Annotated in this window: 16 protein-coding genes (1 of these 16 running past the window's edge); 7 read left to right on the top strand and 9 right to left on the bottom strand. The window is 72.8% G+C overall.

Going from position 1 to position 22,047, the window contains the following annotated elements; genetic code table 11:
• Positions 1-55 precede the first annotated feature (55 nt).
• The gene (locus WMF20_RS41775) at positions 56-1,498 is read left to right on the top strand and encodes a DUF2252 domain-containing protein (protein ID WP_437607246.1); all 1,443 of its coding nucleotides are present in this window, start codon (positions 56-58) and stop codon (positions 1,496-1,498) included.
• A 281-nt stretch (positions 1,499-1,779) separates the two neighbouring features.
• On the opposite strand, the gene WMF20_RS41770 is transcribed toward WMF20_RS41775, so the two are convergent.
• Together WMF20_RS41770 and WMF20_RS41765 are read right to left on the bottom strand one after the other, a co-directional pair.
• A complete protein-coding gene (locus WMF20_RS41770; RefSeq protein WP_437607245.1) occupies positions 1,780-3,120 on the bottom strand; it encodes a glycosyltransferase family 87 protein in 1,341 nt (446 codons plus the stop codon).
• A gap of 76 nt (positions 3,121-3,196) precedes the next feature.
• Positions 3,197-3,925: a caleosin family protein gene (locus WMF20_RS41765; protein WP_437607244.1), complete on the bottom strand. Its 729-nt coding sequence runs from the start codon at positions 3,923-3,925 to the stop codon at positions 3,197-3,199.
• A 638-nt stretch (positions 3,926-4,563) separates the two neighbouring features.
• Here WMF20_RS41765 and WMF20_RS41760 point away from each other — a divergent pair.
• Both WMF20_RS41760 and WMF20_RS41755 read left to right on the top strand, forming a co-directional pair.
• Complete coding sequence (locus WMF20_RS41760; RefSeq protein ID WP_129579491.1) at positions 4,564-5,118, top strand: hypothetical protein; 555 nt, start codon at positions 4,564-4,566, stop codon at positions 5,116-5,118.
• A gap of 108 nt (positions 5,119-5,226) precedes the next feature.
• On the top strand, positions 5,227-5,538 hold the full coding sequence (locus tag WMF20_RS41755) for a hypothetical protein (protein ID WP_129579490.1): 312 nt from the start codon (positions 5,227-5,229) through the stop codon (positions 5,536-5,538).
• A gap of 62 nt (positions 5,539-5,600) precedes the next feature.
• Here the strand turns inward: WMF20_RS41755 and WMF20_RS41750 are convergent, their stop codons facing one another.
• Complete coding sequence (locus WMF20_RS41750; protein WP_437607243.1) at positions 5,601-6,998, bottom strand: cytochrome-c peroxidase; 1,398 nt, start codon at positions 6,996-6,998, stop codon at positions 5,601-5,603.
• 383 nt (positions 6,999-7,381) lie between these two features.
• Here WMF20_RS41750 and WMF20_RS41745 point away from each other — a divergent pair, with 383 nt between their 5' ends.
• Entirely contained in the window at positions 7,382-10,156 is a 2,775-nt protein-coding gene (locus tag WMF20_RS41745; RefSeq protein WP_437607242.1) for a protein kinase domain-containing protein, read from the top strand.
• Positions 10,153-12,030 (top strand): PEGA domain-containing protein, encoded by a 1,878-nt coding sequence (locus WMF20_RS41740; protein ID WP_437607241.1) that lies wholly within the window; start codon positions 10,153-10,155, stop codon positions 12,028-12,030. The genes WMF20_RS41745 and WMF20_RS41740 overlap by 4 nt, the downstream gene beginning before the upstream one ends.
• 19 nt (positions 12,031-12,049) lie before the next feature.
• Here WMF20_RS41740 and WMF20_RS41735 read toward each other — a convergent pair whose 3' ends face one another.
• Positions 12,050-12,541 (bottom strand): FHA domain-containing protein, encoded by a 492-nt coding sequence (locus WMF20_RS41735; RefSeq protein WP_129579486.1) that lies wholly within the window; start codon positions 12,539-12,541, stop codon positions 12,050-12,052.
• A 343-nt stretch (positions 12,542-12,884) separates the two neighbouring features.
• Between WMF20_RS41735 and WMF20_RS41730 the strand changes: the two genes are divergently transcribed.
• Positions 12,885-14,822 (top strand): ribonuclease R family protein, encoded by a 1,938-nt coding sequence (locus WMF20_RS41730; RefSeq protein ID WP_437607240.1) that lies wholly within the window; start codon positions 12,885-12,887, stop codon positions 14,820-14,822.
• Between the two features lie 61 nt (positions 14,823-14,883).
• On the opposite strand, the gene WMF20_RS41725 is transcribed toward WMF20_RS41730, so the two are convergent.
• From WMF20_RS41725 to WMF20_RS41710, 4 genes are all read right to left on the bottom strand, one after another.
• Complete coding sequence (locus WMF20_RS41725) at positions 14,884-16,728, bottom strand: hypothetical protein (RefSeq protein WP_437607239.1); 1,845 nt, start codon at positions 16,726-16,728, stop codon at positions 14,884-14,886.
• A 53-nt stretch (positions 16,729-16,781) separates the two neighbouring features.
• Positions 16,782-18,815 (bottom strand): protein kinase domain-containing protein, encoded by a 2,034-nt coding sequence (locus WMF20_RS41720; protein ID WP_437607238.1) that lies wholly within the window; start codon positions 18,813-18,815, stop codon positions 16,782-16,784.
• A 118-nt stretch (positions 18,816-18,933) separates the two neighbouring features.
• Positions 18,934-20,325, bottom strand: a complete 1,392-nt coding sequence (locus WMF20_RS41715) for an ABC1 kinase family protein (protein WP_437607237.1) — start codon at positions 20,323-20,325, stop codon at positions 18,934-18,936.
• Between the two features lie 42 nt (positions 20,326-20,367).
• Positions 20,368-20,706 carry a DUF3634 family protein gene (locus WMF20_RS41710; RefSeq protein ID WP_437607236.1) on the bottom strand — a complete coding sequence of 113 codons (339 nt, stop codon included), beginning with the start codon at positions 20,704-20,706 and terminating at the stop codon, positions 20,368-20,370.
• Positions 20,707-20,896: 190 nt separating this feature from the next.
• Here WMF20_RS41710 and nadA point away from each other — a divergent pair, with 190 nt between their 5' ends.
• Entirely contained in the window at positions 20,897-21,856 is a 960-nt protein-coding gene (gene nadA, locus WMF20_RS41705; RefSeq protein ID WP_437607235.1) for a quinolinate synthase NadA, read from the top strand.
• A gap of 14 nt (positions 21,857-21,870) precedes the next feature.
• On the opposite strand, the gene WMF20_RS41700 is transcribed toward nadA, so the two are convergent.
• Positions 21,871-22,047, bottom strand: partial view of a hypothetical protein gene (locus WMF20_RS41700; RefSeq protein ID WP_437607234.1) — the final stretch only. The gene runs 411 nt beyond the window's last position; only the last 177 of its 588 coding nucleotides appear in the window; the start codon falls outside the window, past its right edge; it ends in the stop codon at positions 21,871-21,873.

Below are 22,047 nucleotides of genomic sequence, written 5' to 3'. Positions count from 1 at the left end.
CACGGCGCGCCCGCCCTGCCGTGGGATGGCGATCACCGAGAGAGGGACGGAGGAGATGGAGATGGACACCGTCGACGCATCGACAACGGTCACGACGGAGTGGACGATGCCGCACCTCTCCGCTGAGGACCATGCGGCCCGCGGCAAGGCGGAGCGCGCGGAGATCCCGCGCGCCACCCACGCGACCTGGGAGGCGGCGCCCCACCGGCCCGATCCGATCGCGCTGCTGGAGGAGCAAGCGAAGACACGTGTGCCCGAGCTCGTGCCGATCCGCTACAGCCGGATGCTGGCCTCCCCGCTCACGTTCTACCGGGGCGCCGCGTGCGTGATGGCCTCTGATCTGGCCGCCACCACGCGATCGGGCCTGAGGGTGCAGCTCTGCGGCGACGCACACCTCTCGAACTTCGGGGTGTTCGGCTCTCCCGAGCGGCGGATGATGTTCGATATCAACGACTTCGACGAGACGCTCCCGGGACCGTGGGACTGGGACGTGAAGAGGCTGGCCGCCAGCATGGAGCTGGCGGGGCGCGACAACGGGTTCTCGAGGTCGGCCCGCTCCGAGATCGTCCTGGCCACCGTCCGCGAGTACCGCAAGGCGATGCGGAGCTTCGCGGCGCTCCGCAACCTCGACGTCTGGTACGCGAGCCTCGATATCGAGCGCATCGTCGACCGGTTCCGCTCGCGGGTGGGTCGCGAGCGGTTGCACGTCACCGAGCGCAACGTCGCCAAGGCTCGCGCGAAGGACAGCATGCAGGCCTGCGAGAAGCTGACCCGCGAGGTCGGCGGCCGGCGGCGAATCATCAGCGCTCCTCCCCTGATCGTCCCGATGGATGAGCTCGTGGAGGGCGTGGCCCGCGAGCAGCTCGAGCAGCAGGTGCGCGAGATCCTGCGCGGCTACCGCTGCACCCTGCAGAGCGATCGGCGGCACCTGCTGGAGCGGTACAACTTCGCGGACATGGCCCACAAGGTGGTCGGGATCGGCAGCGTCGGCTTGCGCGCCTGGATCATCCTGCTCCTCGGCCGCGACGACCACGACCCGCTCTTGCTGCAGGCGAAGGAGGCGCAGGCGTCGGTCCTCGAGCGGTTCCTCGGCAAGAGCGGGCACCGCAACAGCGGCGAGCGCGTGGTGGCCGGCCAGCGGCTGATGCAGGCCGCGAGCGACATCTTCCTCGGCTGGCAGCGGGTGAGAGGCGTCGACGGGATCGAGCGCGATTTCTATGTGCGCCAGCTGCGCGACTGGAAGCTCTCGGTGGACATCGGCTCGCTGGATCGGGTCGCGCTGGCGACGTACGGCAGCCTCTGCGGCTGGACCCTCGCGCGCGCGCACGCGCGCTCGGGCGATCGGATCGCGATCGCGGCCTACCTCGGGAAAGCGGACACGTTCGACGAGGCGATCGCCGCGTTCGCGATCGCCTACGCCGATCAGACGGAGCGCGACCATCGAGCGCTGGTGGACGCGGTGAAGAACGGACGCATCCAGGCCCAGACCGGACTCTGAGCGGCGGGCGCGCCGCCGACAGCGCAGGCGGCCCGTCGGCGCGCCCGCCGCTCAGCAGGAGTCCGCCTAGGGGTCCGGAGTCAGCAGGAGTCCGCCTAGGGTTCCGGAGAGAGAGAGTTCAACGCAAAGGCGCAAAGGCGCAAAGGCGCAAAGGCGCAAAGGCGCAAAAAAATATTATGTATTTTTGCGTCTTTGCGCCCTTTGCGCCTTTGCGTTGAATTTTTTTTTTTTTTTTTTTTCGCTCGCGAGGCAGATTCCTGGGGGATCTCTGACCCGCGGCATTAGCGGCGGGCGGTGGCGAGGCCGGTCGCCACCTCGCGGTCGCTCGCCGGCGCGGGCGACTCGCGCGCGGTGGGGGTGTCGCGCCGCTCCCGCCAGAGCAGGAACATGCCGAGCGCGTAGATCGCGAGCAGCACATACAGGTTCACCGACAGCGCGAGCTCCGGCAGCCGCCCCTTGAAGCGGTCGTAAACGTACGGAAAGTCGATGGTGGCCAGCGACAGTAGGACCACGAGCGCGCCCATCTCGATCCGGCGCTCCTGCGCCGCCGCGCGGTCGAGCGCGTAGAGCGCGGCCGGGAAGAGATAGAGCACGTGGTGCACGTAGGTGAACGGGCTCGCCACGACCATCGTGACGAGCAGCGGCAGGAGCAGCCGCAGCGAGCGCGGCGGCGACGGGGAGCGGCCTGCCAGCGCGAGCGCGGCGCCGAGGAGGAGCAGGAGGGTGATCGCCGACGCGAGCTTGACGGTGGTCGCGTCCCCGTCGAAGAGCCGCGTGTAGAAGCCGGCGATCGAGAAATTCGGCACCGTCCCCGGGGCGAAGAGGCCCGGGATCTTGGCCCCGTGGGACATGCGCGGCAGCCGCCGCAGGAACTCGAGCCACGCCGGCGCGGCGCCGAACGGCAGGCTGATCAGGACGAGGGCCGCGAACCCGGCGGCGAGGCCGGCGAGCGCGCGGAAGCGCCGCTCGATGACCCAGGGGACCGCGAGCAGGATCGGCGTGACCTTGATCCCCGCGGCGACGGAGAGGGCGAGCCCCGCGGGGATGTCCTTGCGCGCCATCGAGAGCGCGAGCGCGGCGCAGATGAAGGCGAGCACCAGCGGGTTCACCTGCCCCATGGCCAGGCTGTTGCGCAGGTTGAGCGCCCACGCGAGAAAGGCGATGAGCGCGATGAGGACGGTGGGGACCGCGGTCCGGCGGGCCGCGCCGGAGAGGTCCGGCGACGCGCGGCGGACGGCGAACACGGTGAACGTCGCGGCGAGGCCGTAGCTGACCACGGCGATGCTCGACCAGACCTGCTGGGCGATGCTCGGGCGCAGGCGGGCGAGCCACGAGAAGGTGTGCGCGAAGAACGGCGGATACAGATAAGGGAACGTCGGCTTGTGCGGGAGCCGCAGCTCCGTCGCGATCGCCTCGAGGACCTCGACGTCGTACACGTCGAGTCCCCGGCGGGCCGCGACGGCGGCCGCGTAGAACGATTTGAAGTCGATCGCGACTGGCTGCTTGATGACGATATCGAGGACGCAGAGCCAGGCGGCGCCCGTGGCAAACGCGAAGATGGCGAGATAGCTCGGGAGCTCGCCCGACAGGCGCTTTTTGAAGGCGGCTGCGAACGACGTCACGGCGCGCACGTTCTGGCGTGTTCGTCCACGTTGTCAAATGTCCTTGCCGGAGCTCCGGCGCCGGAGATTCCGCGGATCACGCCGGCGCGCTCGCGCTTCTTCGGGCGGCATGCGTCTCTCGCTCGAGCTCGTAGAAGAGCGTCCCGTCGTACATCCGGCGCAGCTGCTCGCGCGTCAGCTTCCCCCCTTTGCCGGCGAGCGCATAGAGCACCGCCCACTCGCCCGCCGACGCGAGGAACCCGAACACGTCGAGCAGGTCGCGATCTCCCAGCGTGCGCGCCACGAGCTCGCGCGCGTTCAGGGCGCCGTCGCGGTCCTTGTCCCAGCGCGCGAACAGCTCTTCGAACTTCTGCGGGTCGAACCTGCCGTCCTTGTCGTAGACGCCCGTGTCGCTCGCGTGCTTCGCTCGGTGGATGTTCTCGAGCGTGATCGAGAGGGTGGGAACGAACGATCGGGACGTCGGGAGCCCGAGCGCCCCGTTGATGACGAGCGCGAACCACGCGGAGAGCACCCGTCCGATCCCGATCGCGCGGAGCCCTTCATAGGTCTCGCGGAGCGTGATGATCCCGTCGTGGTTCCTGTCGAAGAAGGCCGAGTGCATCTCGAGCGCCGTCCTGTCGCCGAGCGCCGCCGGCTGCGCGCCGCGCACGTCCCCGGTCGCCGACGCCGACACGAACGTCGCCGGCCCGCGCCCCTCGCCCCGGGCCACGCCGTGCGGCGGCGGTCCGCCGTCCGCCGAGCGCCCGGGCGCCCCTCTTGGCTCGGTCGGCTCGAAGGTCCTCGGTCCGCCGTTCAGCTTGTCCATGGTGCTCCCCTTCCCGCGCCCGCGGCCTTGGCGCGCGTGCCTGGCCGGGCGCGGAAGCACGATGCGCGCCGACGCCCCACGGAGCGGCGCGGGGCTCGCAACCTGCTGTGCTCGCGTCGCCGCTGGCACCGCAATGTGAGGCAAATTGCCTCATGGGGTGGCCAGCGGTCACAAAAATGGCCCAGACTGGCGCACTCTGCCGCAGGGCGCCGCGTGGGGGAGGTTGTCGCGTTCGTCCGGAGCGAGGGCTCCGTGCGCGTTCGTCCGGAGAGAGTTCCGTGAAGGAGGCCTCCCACGTCCCGCCCCGCCCGGCCGTGAGCGAATGTCTCAGCGCGCGCGGCGCGCGCCGGGTCGGCCGCTCGCCGCGACTCGGCCGCTCGCCGCGACTCGGCCGCTCGCCGCGACTCGGCCGCTCGCCGCGACTCGGCCGCTCGCCGCGACTCGGCCGCTCGTCGCGACTCGGCCGCTCGCCGCGAGGAGCAGGGCCGACCCGGCGCGCTCGCCGGGTGCGCGCGCCTTGTCCTCTCGCGCGGGCGGGCGCGCCGCTGGGTCGGCGCGCCTGCGTCGGCCTGGATCACGGAGCGCGGTCCGGCGCTGGGCACAATCTTGCTTGGTGCGTCGCGGCGAGGTGGAACGATATGGCAACACTCTCGACGTCTGCATGGGTACTGCATGAGCTCGGTCTGGCCGCGGGGTTCGGCGGCCCTCTCTTCGGCCGGCTGGCGCTGCACCAGGCGGTCAAGGATATCCATTCCGAGGCCGAGCGCGGCAAGGTGCTCGCCGACGCGTGGCAACGATATAACCTCGTCAACGCGATCTCGCTGGGCACCGCCGCGGCCACGTGGTTTATCGGGCGGACGATGATCTCGGGGCGATCGATCGACGAGGAGACCCGGAGTCTGGTGCGTTTGAAGGACATCCTGCTCGGCGCGACCCTCGCGACGAGCCTCGTCAACATGGTGAGCGGACGTGAGATGAGCGAGCAGGCGCCCGGCCGCGCCGTGCCGGTCCGGGACGGCGACACGCCGTCGCCGCGCACGCCCCCGAAGGCCGCGGGCCTGCTGCGGCTCCTCGACGTCATGGGGCCGCTCAACATCGCCCTCACGGCGGGGGTCATCGGCGTGACCACGGTCCTCGCGATGAAGTCCGGCCGCTCGACGAAGTGGAGCTTCATCTCCCGGCTCCTGCCCTGAGCCGCGCCCTCTCCGGCGAGGGCGCCCCGCGCGGTTCCGGCGGCGGGGCTCCTCTCTCCGGGGCCCGCGCCGGCGCGCGCGGCGCCGCGCTCATGGTACGATGGCCCGATGAAGGTGATGACACGCATGGCGCTCGCCGCGCTCGCCCTCGCCGCCTGCAGCGGCGGCCACGGCGAGGAGGGTTGTCCTGAGCTCTGCGAGCGAGCGGTGGAGTGCCCGGGCGATCCCATGACGGAGGACAGCTGCCTGGACGCCTGCGGCGCCGAGACGGAGGAGGCCGAGGAGGCTGGCTGCGAGGACGCGTGGGAGTCCTACCTCGAGTGCCGAAACCACGCCGAGGACAACTGCGATCCGGCGAAGTACGAGGAGGAGTGCAGCATCCAGCTGGAGTCGCTGAACAGCTGCCTCGAGCGCAGCTAGCCACCGGCGAGGGAGACCCCGCGAGCTGCGCGTCCGGCGGAGCGCCGGCGACCCGGCCGCGGCTACTGGAAGCGGTGGACCGGGCGCCCGCTCGGGACCTCGTCCGGGATGAGCTTCCTGAGCCGCTTCGGCGTCGCGCGCGGGTCGAGCAGCGCCTCGCCGACGAAGGCGGTGAGCCAGCGGATCTCCTGCTCCGAGAGCTCGATCGGCTCCTCCAGCAGGGGGTCGACGGCGGCGAGCACCGGCGCGAGCGGGCCCATCTCGCCCCGCAGATCCCGATCGAGGTGGGCGTTCGTGTACTCCGTGGCGGACGTGTAGACGTCGAGGTGGTGGCGGATGGCGCCCTCCAGCGACGTGAACGAGCCGTTGTGGAAGAACGTGGGCTGGAGGGCGACGTTGCGCAGCGGCGGGGTCCTGAACTTGTACCGGTCGGCCGGGTCGCCCGTGACCTGCTCGAGCCCGAAGTCCTCATCGGCGTTCGGGCCGTCGAAGACCACGTTCGAGAGCGCCGGATCGTCGGTCGGCGCGATCTGCGGGACGCCGATGGCGTGCTGCTGGAAGTCGCTGAACATCTCGTTCGACGGCCCCGACACCGCGTGGCAGCGGACGCACCCCGCCTCGCCGAAGAAGAGCAGCGCGCCGCGCTTCTGCTCCAGCGTCATCGCGTTCCGCCGGCCGCGGGCGAACCTGTCGATGGGCGCGTCGGCGAACGTGAGCGACATCTCGAACTCGGCGATGGCGGCGGCGATCATCTCGTAGGTGACGGGCTTTCCGCGCTTCACCGCGTCGAAGCGCTTGCCGAACCGGCGGCGGTACGCCTCGACGTCGTTCACGCGCGCCGCGACCTCCTCGCGCACGACATCGTGCGACGCCGGCGCCTCGTACCCGGTCATCTCGGCGATCTCGGCCGGCGGGATGAACGCCTGCGCGGTGAGCAGGTGGGGCAGGGAAGAGAGCGACATCCCCTCCGGCGAGGTGAACGAGAAGCCCTCGCTGTTGTCGAAGGGGTCGCCGGACACGGCGAAGAACCGCGAGTTCCACATCAGGGTGGGGTAGAAGGCGGTGTTGATGACGGTGGGCGCGCGGCGCTGGTTGCGCGGCCCCGCGCGGCGCGGCCCGACGACGCCGTTGTTCTCGATGCCGATGGCGATCGACTGTGTGTCGGCGAAGCCCGCAGTGGGCGAGTGGCACCCTGAGCACGAGTTGTCGTCGTTCAGGCCGAGGATGCTGTCGAAGAACAGCTCACGCCCGAGCTTCGCCAGCTTCCGGTCGAGCTTTCGCCCGAGGCGCGACTCCAGCGTCGACTCGATCTCTCCGGTGAAGCCGTATCGGGCGAGCGTCGCCTCGAGCTGCTCGTCGACGCGAGAGCCCTTGGCGAGCGCCGGGCGCGCGAGGAGGAGCGTGGCGACGAGACATGCCGAAAGGACGGCGAGCGCCGGCCCGAGGGATCGCAGGGTCATGGTGCCTCCAGCTCCCCCGGCGGGGGAGGCGCGCGTCGGCGCGCGTCCGTGAGATCAACCAGTCCTGCCCAGATCCTGGCCGAGCGGCGGTGAATCCGATGCTGGCAAATCTAATGTTGCGAGTCGTCTACCGGCAAGGACAATCTTCCATGATTCAATAGACTTACTGCGTCTCCGGGAGTCCGGTTACCGCGTTATCTGCGGTTGCCGCGCCTACATTCGGCGGCGACGCTGCGGCGCGGCGCGGCCGCTCGCGGCATGGCGTCGTTGTAGGTGCGTGGCCGGCGCTCCGCGTCGGTGCGGCGCCCCCGCGCAGCGCGCCTCCGAGGTCGCCCGATACTCACGCTTTGTGGGGCGCGATGGGCCGTCGTATGCTTGAGGTGATGGGCCGGACAGCAACTCTGGCGGATCCGACGGGGCTCGTGGGGGGCGCGCTCACCGGGGGATATCGGATCGTCCGCGTCCTCTCCGCGCAGGGGTTCGGCGTCGTGTTCGAGGCGCGGAGCCCCTCGGGCCGCCGCGTCGCGCTGAAGGTCCTGCGGCCCGAGGTCGTCACCGAGGACACGCTGTCGCGGCTCAGCCGCGAGGCGAGCGTCACGTCGAAGCTCGACAACGCCCACGTCGTCCCGATCGTCGACGCCGGCCACGACCTCGAGCGAGATCTCGCCTACCTCGTGATGCCGCTGCTCGACGGCACCGACGTCGCCGCCCTCCTCGCCGAGACGGGTCCGCTCGCGCCCGAGGTCGCCGTGCGGATCGCGCTCCAGGCCGCCGCGGGGCTCTCGGCGGTCCACGCCGCGGGCCTCGTTTACCGCGACGTCCGCCCGCCGCGCCTCTTCCTGGAGCACCTCCCGAGCGGCGAGATCCTGGTCCGCGTCTTCGGCTTCGGGCTCTCGAAGGGCTACGACACGGCCACCTCCGACCCGGGCAAGGCGAGGAGCACCGGTCCCCAGCGCGACGAGTCGGGGCCGCGGGATCGCGCCGCGGACGTCCGCGGCGACGTGTTCGGCCTGGCGGCGACGCTCTACGAGATGCTCTGCGGCGTCTCGCCGTGGGCCGAGCTCGACGTCACGGCGGACACCGTCGACTTCGGCCCGGCGGACACGGCGGCGGACGCGCCGCCGTCGCCCCTCGCGCAGCTGCCGTCGATCCAGGACCGCGCCCCGTGGATCGAGGCGCGCCTCGCGACCGCGCTCTCGCTCGCGTTGCACAGCGACGTGGACCGGCGCTACCCGTCGATCGAGGCGTTCGCCGAGGCGCTGCGCGCCGCCTCCGGCGGCGAGGAGCGGATCACGATCGACATGCTGAGGCCGCTCGACCCCGAGCTGCGCGAGGCGATCGCCGAGCGCGCCGGCGCCGAGACCGATCCGCTCGTCGGCCGCGAGCTCGGCGGCCGGTACGCGGTGCGCCGCCTGATCGGGCGCGGCGGCATGGGCGCCGTCTACGAGGCGGAGTCGCCGGAGGGGCGGCGGGTCGCGGCCAAGGTCATCTTCAAGAGCGCCGTCGGGCAGGACGACCACGCCGTGCGCCGCTTCATCCGCGAGGCGCGCGCGGTGACCGCGATCCAGAGCCCGCACGTGGTCAAGACGTTCGAGCTCGGGACGGATCTCACGCTCGCGACCCCGTTCATCATCATGGAGCTCTTGCACGGCGTCGATCTCGCCAAGCTCCTCAGGATGCGCGGGCCGCTCGAGCCGGCGCCGGTCGTGCGCGTCTTCCTCCAGGCGGCGCGCGGGCTCGCGGCGGCGCACGCCGAGGGGATCGTGCACCGGGACATCAAGCCGGCGAACCTCTTCCTGCACGCGCCGTTCGAGGGCGCGGCGAGCCGGGCGTCGAGCTCGATCGCGCCGCCGCCGTCCACCCAGCGCGGCGCCCTCGCGACGGCGCCGCCGTCCACCCGCCGCGGCTCGAGCTCGGTGAGGCCGCCGCCCTCCGGCCAGCGCCTCTCCGGCTCGATCCGGCCGCCGCCGTCGACCCGCCGCCCGTCCGGCTCGATCCGCCCGCCGTCCTCGAGCGACCGCCGGCTCGTGGTCAAGGTCTGCGATTTCGGCATCGCGAAGCGCACCGGCGACGGCGTCTCGCACGAGCTCACGCGCGCCGGCGGCGTGCTCGGGTCGCCGATCTACATGTCGCCCGAGCAGGCGAAGATGGCGAAGGACGTCGATCGCCGCTCCGACGTCTGGAGCCTCTCCGTCTCGCTCTACCAGGCGCTCTGCGGGAGCTGCCCCTGGGATCCGAACGCCTCGCTCGCCGAGCTGCTGCTGTCGATCTGTACCGAGCGCGTGCCGCCGCTCGCCGCGGCCGCGCCGTGGCTCGATCCGGCCCTCGCCGCCGTCGTGCACCGCGGCCTGAAGCGCGATCCCGGCGAGCGCTGGCAGAGCATGGAGCAGCTGATCGCCGCGCTCGCGCCGCACGCGGAGGGCACCGAGGTCGTCACGCTGGATCAGCTGCGCGGCATCGACGCGGAGCGGCGCGCCGGCGCCGCCCCGATGTCCGCGCTGCGCAGCGAGTCGAGGCTCGCCCGCTCCGCCGAGGGGGAAGAGCGCTCGATCGGCGGCAGCTCGTTCACGGCGTCGCAGGCGCCTGCGGGCGCCGCGCGGCGGCGCTTCGTCGGGGCGGCGGTCACGGCGGTCGCCCTCGCCGCGGTCGGCGGCGGCCTCGCGCTGCGCGCCTCGACCGGCGGCGAGGTGCGCGCGCCGCCCGCCGCGCAGCGCGAGCCCGCGCCGCCCGCCGCGCCTGCGCCGACGCCCGCGTCCGCGCCGACGCCCGCGCCCGCGTCCTTCACGGCGGTCGTGACGCTCCCGAAGGAGGCGACGGTGCGGGTCAACGGCGCCGAGCGCCCGGTGCGCGATGGCCGGCTCGACCTGACCGGCCAGGCCGGCGATACGTTCGAGGTCGAGGTGAGCCGCGGCGGCGCGACAACGCGGGAGACGGTGTTCATGCTGAGCGACGGCCGGCTCCGGCCCGATCGCATCGAGCTCCAGCCGCCCGCGCCGGCCTCCGCCTCGGCCGCGGCGTCCGCGCCGGCCCCGCGCCGCGACCGGCCGCGCCGCGCGCCGCGCGGCTCCTCCGCGCCGGCCGATGCGTCCACGTCCTCCACGGGGGCGCCCGGGGCCCCGCCGGCCCCGACCGCGGTGATGCCGGTCGATCGGTGGTGATCCGGACGGCGCGCGCCCCTCGCGCCGCGCGGCGCTCCGTCGCGGTGTCCGCGCTCGCCGCGGCGCTCGCGGCGCTCGCGGCGCCTGCGCCGCCGGCCCTCGCGCAGCCCGAGCCGGCGCCGCCCACCGCAGCGCCGGCGCCCACCGCGGCACCGCCGACGCCCTCCGCATCGCCCGCGTCCTCCGTGTCGGCCGACGAGGCGCTCGCCCGGGCCAAGGCGCTCTTTCAGGAGGGGAACGAGCTGCGCAAGAGCGGCGACTGCCAGCGCGCGCTCGAGCTCTACCTGCGCTCGCGCCGCCTCGTCGCGTCGGTGCCCAACACCCTCAACGCCGCGTTCTGCCTCGATCAGCTCGGGCGTTACGACGAGGCGCTCGGGCTCTACGAGGCGCTGCTCACCGATTTTCGCGCCGAGCTCGGCGAGCCGGAGCGCAAGAGCGTCGCGTCCACGATCGCCGCGCTGAGGGCGCGGATCGGCAGCGTCCTCGTCTCGTCGAACGTCGATGGCCTGGTGCTCATCGACGGCAGGCCGCGCGGACGCCTCCCCGTCTCCGGCCCGATCCGGCTGCTCCCCGGGGACCACACGCTCCGCGTCGTCAAGGACGGCTGGCGCACGTTCGAGGCGATCCTGACCGTCCGGGTCGCCGAGACCGCCTCGGTGGACGCGAAGCTCGAGCCGCTCGCCAACACGGGGCGGCTGAAGATCGAGGACGAGCGGCTCGTCGGCGCGGAGCTCTTCATCGACGGCACGCTCATCGGGCAGCTGCCGTGGGAGGGCTCGCTCGCGCCCGGCCCGCATTTCTATTCGGTGCGCAAGGGCAACCTCGGCTCCGCGCCGCGCGAGGCGAACGTCGTCGCGGGGCAGCTCGCGGTCGCCACGGTCGAGGCGGGCCCGCTCGGCGAGGAGGTCCGCGTCGTCACCCAGCCGCTCAGCGCGGATCTGGCCATCAACGGCGTCCCGGTCGGCAAGGGGCAGTGGCGGGGGGCGCTGCCGCTCGGGCGCCACACCTTCGAGGCGCACGAGCCGGGCTATTTCGCGCGCACGCTCCGCACGACCGTCGATCGGACGACGACGGGCGATATCGTCCTGCCGCTCGCCATCGACGAGGCCCACCCGCGCTGGGGGCGGAGGGTCGGTGTCTTCCGGCTGGAGGCGGCCTCCGGCTATGCCTTCGCCTCGTCGCTCGAGAGCGACGCCGAGCGGAGCTGCGGCAGCTACCGCTGCTCCAACGTCTCACGCCCCTCCGGCTTCCTCGCCGGCCTGCGCGGCAGCTACGAATTCCCGATCGGCGCCGCCATCGAGCTCACGGCCGGGTACCTGAGCCTCCACACGGCGCTCGATCGCTCCCTCGACGCGACGTTCCTCGCGCCGGGCGGGGGCACGGAGCGGCTCCCCATCCGGTACACGTTCCACGACGACATCGACCTCGCCGGCGTGACCGTGATGGTCGGCGGCAGCTATCATTACGGGCTGTCGTCCTGGTTCGACGTCGGCGGCGCGCTCGGGCTCGGCGTGGTGCTGGCCGAGATGCGCGACGCGGTGACCGGCGCGGCGTCCGACGCGCGGAGGACCGTCGCCGTGGCCGTGCAGAACGCGGGCAACGGCGTCCGCGCCGCCGCCCCGTTCGCGATGCCGGAGCTCAGGGTGCGGCTGAAGCTCGGGCGCGTCACCGCCAGCGCCGGCCTCGGCGTCGCCTTCTTCCTCGTCGACGGCCCGCCGCTCGAGACGGGCAATACCTACGTCGTCGGCGCCGAGTGCGACGAGGCGGACCCGACGGTCGACTGCGCGCCGGGCAAGAAGGTCGTGTTCGAGGAGCGGGCCCACGGCACGTTCACGATGTTCCTCCCGAACGTCGCCGTGGGATACCGGTTCTGAGCGCCGCCGGCCGCGGCGCTCAGCGGCTCGCCTGGTCCCTCTCGAGGCGCGCCTGCTCCCGCACCACGTCGAAGAGGCGCGCCGCGTCGAGCAGCGAGGCCGTGAGCCGGCCGAACTGGATCACATCGCCGACCGCGACCTCCCTCGGCTCGTTCTCGGAGAGCACCTTGCCGTTCACGCGGGTCCCGTTCTGTGAGCCGTTGTCGATGAGCACGAGCTGCCCCTGCGCATTCTGCCGGAAGTGCGCGTGCAGCTTCGACACCGACGGGTGGCGCAGCACCACATCGCAATTGCGCGTGCGGCCCACCGAGATCTGATCGGGATACGGATTGCCCTTCGCCTTGGCGACCTCGAACACCTCGCTGGTCGGACCGGGCGGAGGCGGCGGCTTGCGGTGCGCCGCGGGCGAGGCGGCGACCGTCCGGAAGGCAAATTGCTGGTTGTCCGCACCAGCCTCGGACACCACGAGGAGCAGGTTCGTCACCCTGCGGACGAAGCGGTCCCGAGGCATCACACGCGCTAGCTCGATGATGTCCCCTGATTCTTCCACGATGTGCCGAGTATAAGCCGATCCCGAGGAGCGGAACGTGGGTGAGCGTACTTTGCCGTGGCGACACGCCCGCGTCTCTGCAGCAGGGTCTCGCGGCCGCCGTCGCGCTGGCGCACATCGCGTCTCCACCGCGCTGCGCGGCGCGCCTTGAGCCAGAATCGGTGTTCCGATGTGCGCGCACGTGGTGCCCTGGGGGCGCGCCGCCCCTGTTTCCCGCCGCGCGATCGCTCCTCGGCATCGATGCGGCGGCTCGCCGGGCAGACCGCGCTCGAAAACGCCGCGACCTGGCGTACCTTCCGCGCCCATGCACGCACTGGTTCGTGGACGCATCTCGGTCAACCCGCGCGGCTTCGGGTTCCTGAACATCGAGGCCTCTCCGGAGAAGGGAGGGGCGCCGGGCAGGCCGCCCCTGGTCCCGGCGACCGCCTTCATCACGCCGCCCGATCTGAACCCGTTCCTCGACGGCGACGTCGTGGACGCGGTCGTCGTCGAGGCGGAGCCTGGCCGCTACAGCGCGTCGCAGCTCGCCCTCGTCCATCGCGAGCGCGCCGAGCTCTTCGGGACGGTCGTGTCGCACGCGAAGCGGCCGCACCTCCGGGTCGATCGCCTCGTCTCCAACACGGACTGGCCGTTCAAGCCGGGCGCCGCCGACGACCTCGCCGAGGGCACCGCGGTGGTCGCCGTCATCGAGGGCGCGGCGGTCGTCCCGGCGCGCGTCGTCGCGCCGGGCGCCGATTTCGGCATCGAGCGCTGCCTCGCCCGCAACGGCGTGCGCGCCGTGTTCCCGGGCGACGTCGTCGAGGCGTCGCGCGCGGCGGCGGCGGCGGTGTCGATCGAGCGCGAGCTCGCGCGCGGCCGCCGCGACCTGCGCGAGCTCACCACGGTCACGATCGACGCGCCCGTCACCACCGACATCGACGACGCCCTCGCCGTGCTGCCGGCCGGCCCCGACGGCGCGCTCCGCGTCTTCGTGTCGATCGCCGACGTGGACGCGTTCGTCCAGGAGGGCTCGCCGCTCGATCTCGAGGCCCGCGCCCGCGGCACGAGCGTCTACCTCGCCGGCCGCGTCATCCCGATGCTCCCCGAGTCGATCTCCAGCGAGGCGGCGAGCCTGCTCCCGGGGGTCGATCGGCTCGCGGTCACGGCCGAGCTGCGCGTCGATCCCGAGGGCGGCGTCACCGCGATCGATCTCCACGAGAGCGTGATCCGCTCGCACGCCCGCCTCTCGTACGACGCCGTCGAGGAGTTCCTCACGACGGGCCGGTCCGCCGGCATCCCCGAGGCGGCGTGGCCGGTCGTGCGCTGGCTCCGCACCGCGGCCGCGCGGCTGTCGACGATCCGCGCCGCGCGCGGCGGCGTCGAGCTCGACCGCGATGAGGCCTACGTGACGCTGGACGCCGAGACGCGCGAGCCGACCGGCGTCTCGCCGCGCTCCGACACGGGCGCGCACCGCCTCGTCGAGCGGCTGATGGTGGCGGCGAACGAGGCCGTGGCCAGCTGGCTCGTGGCGCGCGGGCTCCCCTGCATCTATCGCGTCCACGACGAGCCCACCGAGGAGCGCGTCCGGGCGCTCGAGCACTTCGCGCACAACTTCGGCGTCGAGGCCGGGTTCGGCCCGCGCCTGAGCCCCCTCGGCCTCGCGGCGTTCGAGGCGCAGTACCGCGGCTCGGAGCTCGCGCCCGCCATCCGCACCGTGCTCGGCAAGGCGCTCGGTCCGGCCCGCTACACGGCCACCCCGGACCTGCATTTCGGCCTCGGCGCCCCGCTGTATCTGCACTTCACATCCCCGATCCGCCGCTATGCCGACCTCGCCGTGCACCGCATCGTCAAGGGCTACCTCCAGGGCCGCCGCGATCAGCGCGTGGACGCCGAGGCGCTGGCGTCGCTCGCCCACCACCTGAACGCGCGGGCGCGCAGCGCCGGCAAGGCCGAGACGGAGCGGCACCGCATGCTCGTGGCGCGCCTGTTCGCCTCCCGGATCGGCGAGGAGATCGAGGGCAACATCGTGTCCATCAAGCCGTTCGGCCTCGTCGTCCAGATGGTCGAGTCCGGCGCGACGGGCACGATCGCGCTCGAAGCGCTGCCGGGCGGCCCGTACCGGATCGACGCCGTCGCCCAGGCGCTCGTCGGCGCGAGCCGCCGCTACGGCGTCGGCGAGCCGATCCGCGCCGCCATCGCGTCGACGAACGAGGAGCTCGGCCGCGTCGACCTCGTCCCCGCGGGCGCCCGCGGCGCCGCGTGACCCGGGCCGCGGCGCGCCCGCGGCGGCGGCTCACGACGCGCGCGCCCGCGGCGCCCGGCGGCTACGGCGACAGGCTCACGACGAACGCGTCGGTGCCGTTCGCCGCGTGCTCGCCGAGGCCGAAGTCGATCCGCCCCTCGGCCGTACCGCAGAGCACGATGGTGCCGTTCGCGGGCGAGATGGCCGCCGCGTTCGACTTCTGGTTGCCGGCGGCGCCGAGCACCTTCCCCCAGAGGGTCTTGCCCTGCGGGTCGAGCTTCGCGACGAAGACGTCGAAGCCGCCGCCGCTCGGGAGCGGCTCGTCGCCGAGCGCGATCACGCCCTGCGCCGCGCCGGTCACCACCACGTTGCCGGCTGCGTCCGCGGCGACCGCCATGCTCTCCTGCGAGCCGTCGCCGGCGAACGACCGCGCCCACACGGGCGTGCCGTCGGGCGCGAGCGACACCACGAACGCCGTCTGCGCGTCGTTGGCGCGGAGGCTCAGCCCAGGGCCGAAGTCGAGCTTGCCCAGGTACGTCCCCGTCACGACCACCGCGCCGGACGGGGTGACGGCGATCCCGGTGCCCGCCTGCGAGGCCGTGTCCCCGTAGTCCGAGAGCCAGACGCCGTTTCCGCTGCTGTCGAGCTTGAGGACGAACAGGTTCGGCCCGAGCCCGGTGTTCCGCACCTGCCTGCTCCCGACGCTCAGCGTGCCGCTGTACCGGCCGGTGAGGAACACGCTGCCCTCGGCGTCGACGGCCACGCTGGTGGCGAACTGGTTCGAGATGTCCCCGTAGATCCTGGTCCACAGGACGGCGCCGAGCGGATCGTACTTCCGGAGGAAGATGTCGGTGCCGCCCTCGCTGCTGGCGCAGACCGGGAGGGGCGGCGCCGAGCAGAGCAGCGATCCGCTGAAGTAGCCGGCGATCACGACGTTGCCGGCCGCGTCCACCGCGATGGAGCGCAGCGTCTGATCCGCGCTGTCCCCGATCTGGCGCGCCCAGCCGGGGGTGCCGTCTCTGTCCAGCGTGGCCACGAAGCTGTCGAGCGCGTTGACGCTCCTCAGCGTCGCGCTGCCGAACGTGAACGACCCGTAGAACGTCCCGCCGATGACGAGCTTGCCTTCGGGCGTCACCGCGAGCCCGTTGAGCGTCTCGGCGCCGCTGCCGCCGATCCTCGCGCTCCAGCGGTGGGCTCCGGTCGCGTCGAAGCTCGCGACGTACACGTCGGCGGTGCCGATGCTCACCAGCGTCTCGTCGCCGAACTTGAGGGTCCCCGAGAAGGTGCCGCCGATATAGATGTTCCCGTCCGCGTCGACGCCGACGCCGGTCGCGCTCTGGATGTTCGGGTCGCCGTAGAGGGCCGACCAGAGCGGCGCGCTGCAGGCGAAGCCGTCGCAGTCCTCGTCGGTGTCGTCCGCGCACGTCTCGGTCGTCGGGGTGACCTCGCCGGCGCACGGCCGCCACGACGTCCCCGTGATGTCGCACATCCGGAGCCCCGGCGCGCAGAGCCCGACGCCCTTCGTGTCCTCCGAGCCGCTGTAGCAGGTCTCGATCTGGCCCGGGGTGCACACGCACCCCGCGTCGGCCTCGTTCGTCTCGCCGTCGCAGTCGTCGTCCAGGGTGGTGCTGCAGTCCTCGAGCCTGGGGACCACGGCGCCCTCGCAGTCGCCGAAGCCCTGGCCGTCCGGCAGGCACCTCCGCACGCCCGCCGCGCACACCCCGACGCCCTCGGTGCCTGCAGGGCCGGGATAGCAAGCTTGCTCATCGCCGGCGCTGCAGAGCGGCGCGCCTCCGGTGCCACCGCCGCTGCCGCCGCCCCCGCCGCCGCCGGCGTCGGGCCTCGGGTTGAAGGGCGCCGGGTCCGAGCACGCGCCAGGGAGCATGAGCACGAGCGCAGACCCGACGAGCATCGATCGAGCGCGCACGGTTGTCCTCGTGACCATCAGGGGACGGAGCTCCATGTTCGGCGATGTTGACTTCAGTCCTGATGTGGCTTTCTCGTCGGGCGCTTCTTCTTCAAGTCGATGATGATCGTGCTGACGGGCGGCGGCGCGCTCGATGAGGCGCCGGGCGGGTCCGGGCGCATCGTCTCCGGCGCCTCGAGGGCGCGCGGCGGCTCGTCGGCGATCTCGGACGGGGAGAGCTGGGTGGGCCTTTCGCTCGCGCTCTGCGCGGGGAGCAGGTCGTGCTGGATCGCATCGCTCTTGGGCTCGCCGCGGAGCGCCATCCACACCGCGACCACGCTCGCGATCACGAGCGCCACGCCGCCGATCGCGAGCAGGATCACGAGCTTCGGCGGCTGCTTCGGCGGAGCGCGGCGCGGCGCCCAGCCGGCGGCCGGCGGCTCGCCGTAGGCGGCGCTCGGGGCGTGCTGCGACGCGGGCGCGCCGTAGGACGCGCCGGTGCTGTGGAGCGAGGCCGGCGCGCTGTGGGGCATGCTGGCGGCGTGCGACGCGGCGGGGGCGCCGTAGGACGCGCCGGTGTTGTGGAGCGCGGCGGGCGCGCCGTGCGGGGCGCTCGGAGCGTGCGGCGCGCCGGCGGCGCCGTAGGAGGCGCCGGTGTTGTGGAGCGAGGCGGGGGCGCCGTAGGAGGCGCCGGTGTTGTGGAGCGCGGCGGGCGCGCCGTAGGAGGCGCCGGTGCTGTGGAGCGCGGCGGGCGCGCCGTAGGAGGCGCCGGTGCTGTGGAGCGCGGCGGGCGCGCCGTAGGAGGCGCCGGTGCTGTGGAGCGCGGCCGGCGCGCCGTGGGGCACGCTGGCGCCGTGGAGCGAGGCGGGCGCGCCGTGCATTCCGGCGTGGCCTGCGCCGGTGTTGTGCAGGGCCGACGGCGGCCCGTTCGGTGCGCCGGGGCCGATCTGCGCGAGGCTCGGATGGCCTCCGCGCGCCTGGGCGGCATCCATGGCGCTCGCGCCCTGGGCCCCGGGCGCCGCCACCGTGGCGGCCTCCCACGAGGTCGCTCCGCCGGGGCCGGGATCCGGCCCGAGCGCGGGCGCCGACCCCATCTCGTTCCACCTCGCGCCCGAGGGGGCCGCCGGCCGCGGCGGCGGCTCGGCCGGCGCCTCCGCCGAGGCGGGCGCCGCGAGCATCGGCGAGGGCTGCGGCGCGCCCGCCGACGGCGCGTCCCCCGCCGCGAGCCGCGCCGACGCGAACGGCGGCGGCTCTCCGCGCAGGAGCGCCCGCATGTCCGCCTGCATCGTGCGGGCGTCCGGGTAGCGCCGGTCGCGATCGAACGCGAGCGCCCTGTCCACGAGGGCGCACAGCCCAGGCGGCGCCTCCGGCGCGACGCTCGCGAGCGGCGGCGCCGCCATGGTCGCCATCTTCACGAGCAGCTCGGACTCCGTGCGCGCCTCGTGGATGCGCCGCTTCGCGATCAGCCGGAACATCGTCGCGCCCGCGGCGAAGAGGTCCGCCCGGTGGTCGACCGAGATGCCGCGCACCTGCTCCGGGGCCATGTACGACACGGTCCCGAGCGTCGCGCCCGTCCGGGTCCGCATCGCCGTCTTCACGCCGTCGCGCATGCGGGCGATGCCGAAATCGAGCACCTTGAGGCGCCCGGTCCGCTCGACGAAGAGGTTGTCGAGCTTGATGTCGCGGTGGATGATCCCCTGCTCGTGCGCCGCCCCGAGCACGTCGAGCAGCTCGTCCATGAGGCGCAGCATCTCGCCCGTCTCGACGTGGCCGAGCCGCTGGAGCCTGTCGGCGAGCGACTCGCCGTCGAGGAGCTCCATCACGAGGAACGGCGCGCCGTCCTCGGTCATGTCGATGTCGCGGATCTCGACCACGCCGGGGTGCCGGAAGCGATTGACCGCCTGCGCCTCCCGCTCGAACCGGGCGCGCAGGTCCTTCGAGCGCGCCACCTCGGGGTGGAGGATCTTGATCGCCTCGCGCCGCCCGATCTTGTGGGTCGCGGCGTAGACGGCGGCCATCCCGCCGATCCCGAGGAGGCGATCGATCGTCCACTTGCCCCGCAGGGTCGTCCCTACGCGCCTCTCGCAGGCCGCCCGCTCGTCGTCCATGCCCCGATCGAATGTCACAGCGCGCGGGATCGAGGTCAAGGTGAGAGCCGCGGCGGGGGCGACATCGTCTCACTTCCCATGGCTTCCCGGCGCCGACGAGCCTGCCGCCGGCCCTGGCTCAATCGGGGATCGGGTGCACGCCGTCGCGCACCCAGGGATCGATGGTCGGCCGGAACGCCGCCTCGGTCCGGAGCCCCGCCAGCACGGACGCGAGCCCCCACTGCAGCCGATTCACGAACGTGAAGTCCTGCGGCATCTTCGGCACGTGGGGGATGGTGGGCATCTTCTCTCCCTCCTTGAAGGCGAGCCCCCGGATGCCGCGGGTCAGGTAGGCCACGGTCTCGCGCGCCTTCTCCGGGGAGCACTTCCAGGTCCCGTGCGTGCACAGCGGGACCATGAGCTCCATCGTGTAGCTCCGGTAGAGATCCCAGCTCTCGTCGTTCGGATCGTAGCCGAGCACCTCCACGCAGGCGCGGTCGAACTCCTTCCAGTCCGCGTCCATGGCGGCGCGCATGTAGCGCTTCATGCCGGCCACGAGGTCGGGCGGGAGCTGCTTCACGCAGCCGAAATCGAGGATCGCGACCCGGCCGTCCTCGTGGAAGCGGTAGTTGCCGGGGTGCGGATCGGCGTAGAGCCAGCCGTACCGCAGCATCGAGCGGAAGGTGAAGCGCCAGATGGAGAGGCCCGCGCGGTTCTTCGCCTCCTGGCTGCCGCGCTCGCAGAACTCGGCGTAGCTCATGCCGTCGACGAACTCGAGCGTGATGACCCGCCGCGTGGTGAGGCTGTGGTGAATGCGGGGAACGTAGACGTCCTCGTCCCCGGCGTTCATGCGGCGGAACAGGTCCGCCATCTCGGCCTCGCGCGCGTAGTCGAGCTCGGACAGGAAGACCTTGCGGAGCTCGTCGACGGTCTGCCGGGCGTGCAGCTTCTTGGCGATGGGCGCCATCATCGCCTCGAGCATCGAGACGCTCTTCAGGTCGTTCTCGATGGCCCTGTCCATGCCGGGGTACTGCACCTTGACGGCGACCCGCTCCCCCGCCTTCGTCGTCGCCCGGTGCACTTGCCCGATGCTCGCCGCGGCGAACGGCTCGCGCTCCCACGCCGCGAACACCTCGTGGGGCGGCGTGCCGAGCTCCTGGATGACCATCTGCTCCGCGGCCTCGGGCGACAGGGGCGGCGCCTTGTCGAGCAGCTTCTTCAGCGTGGCCTGGAACTTCTCCTCGTACCCCGGCGGCGCGAGCCCGTCGATGTAGCTCGCCATCTGGCCGAACTTGAGCGGCAGGCCCTTCATCTCGCCGAGCGTCTTCAGCATCGCCTCGGCGGTCTTCTTCACCTCCTGGGTCATCCTCCGCCGCGCCTCGGCCTCCTCCTCGTCGGTCCGCGGCGCGCCGAGGGCGCGCTTCGCGCCCTCGATGGCGAAGGGGAGGGTGCGGGGCGCGAGACCGGCGAGGCGCGCGAGGCGCCCGAGCTTGGAGGTCGGCGGTTTGTCTCTGGGCTTGTCGTCGGCCATGCGGACTGACTCGTTAGGGTAGCGTTGGTCGGCGCGGCGCGGTCATGCGCCGACGCGGCGCTTCGGGGCCGCGCGGATCTTGGGAACCGGCCACAGGGACACGGTGTTCCTCAGCTGCTGAGCCTGCTCCGGGGAGATGTCCCCCTCCACGTGGACCCGGGCCTTCCGGTCCTCGACCACGACCCGCACCGCGCCCCGTCCGACCGGCGCCGCGCGGAGGACGTCCGTGATGTCGTCGAGCAGGCGTTGGGGCAGCCGGCCCCGGAGCAGCCGGACGTTGCGCCCCTCGACGCGCACGTAAAATAGCTCATTCGCGCGGAGGAGGGCCACGGCGAGCGGCACGACGAAGGCGAGCAGGGCGAGGGGGATCAGGAAGGACATGGCGGGCCGCCCACGACGAGAGCGCCTCCCCAAGGCTCACCGCGGCGCCCGGATCGTGAGCCCGCGCCGGCCGTTGTCAACGCTGGCCGTGGGCCGTGGCCGGCTCTCGGCGCCCGCGAGCGCGCCTGCGAGCGCGGCCCGGGCCGGGGGCCCTGGTCAGGGAGGCGCGCGGTGCCTACCTTAGGATCCCATGACGAGCGCCGCGCCCCAGCCTGCCGCCATCGACCCGCGCCTGGATCTCCACGACGAGATCAGCCGCCTGAAGCGGGAGAGGAACGCCGTCCTCCTGGCCCACTACTACCAGGACGGCGAGATCCAGGACCTCGCAGACTTCCTCGGCGACTCGCTCCAGCTGGCGCAGCAGGCCAAGAAGACCACCGCGGACGTCATCCTGTTCGCCGGCGTGCACTTCATGGCCGAGACGGCGAAGATCTTGAACCCCGAGCGCATCGTCGTGGTGCCCGACCTGCAGGCCGGCTGCTCGCTCGCCGACGGCTGCCCCGTCGATCGCTTCCGCGCCTGGCGCGCCCGGTACCCCGGCGCGGTCGCGATCTCCTACATCAACTGCTCCGCCGAGGTGAAGGCGGAGAGCGACTACATCTGCACGTCGTCGAACGCCGAGAAGATCGTCCGCGCGATCCCCGAGGGGCAGGAGATCCTCTTCGCGCCCGACAAGAACCTCGGGCGCTGGCTCATCGAGAGGACGGGCCGCCCGATGCGCCTGTGGCAGGGCAGCTGCCTCGTGCACGAGACGTTCAGCCTGCGCAAGATCGTCGCGCTGCGCGAGCGCCACCCGGACGCGAAGCTCATCGCGCACCCGGAGTGCGAGGAGCCGATCCTGCGGATGGCCGACTACATCGGCTCGACGACCGCGCTCCTCAAGTACACGATCGCGGACGACGCCGCGAAGTACATCGTCGCGACCGAGAGCGGCATCGTGCACCAGATGCGCAAGGCGTCGCCGCAGAAGGAGTTCATCGAGGGGCCGCCCGAGGGCAACTGCGCCTGCAACGAGTGCCCCTTCATGCGGCTCAACACGCTCGAGAAGGTCTACCTCGCGCTGCGCGACCTCGCCCCGCGCCTCGAGATGGCGCCCGAGCTGCGCGAGCGCGCGCGCGTCCCGATCGATCGCATGCTGGCCCTCAGCTGAGCCCGCCGCGCGGCTCACCGCCTCGGGCACGCGTGGCGGCGCAGGGTGCAGATGTTGGTCCGCTCGCACGTCGTCGACATCGTGAGATCGCGGCAGGGGCGGCCCTTCTGGTGGGGCCGCTCCCGCGTCGCGCGGACCGGGTGCGGGCGCGGCTCGTGGGCCACGGCGCAGTCGTGGTCCCCCTCGCACGG

It is taken from the genome of Sorangium sp. So ce834 (assembly GCF_051521425.1).
In the GTDB taxonomy this organism is placed as follows: Bacteria; Myxococcota_A; Polyangia; order Polyangiales; family Polyangiaceae; genus Sorangium; species Sorangium cellulosum_D.
This window is presented reverse-complemented; position numbering and strand designations above follow the sequence as displayed.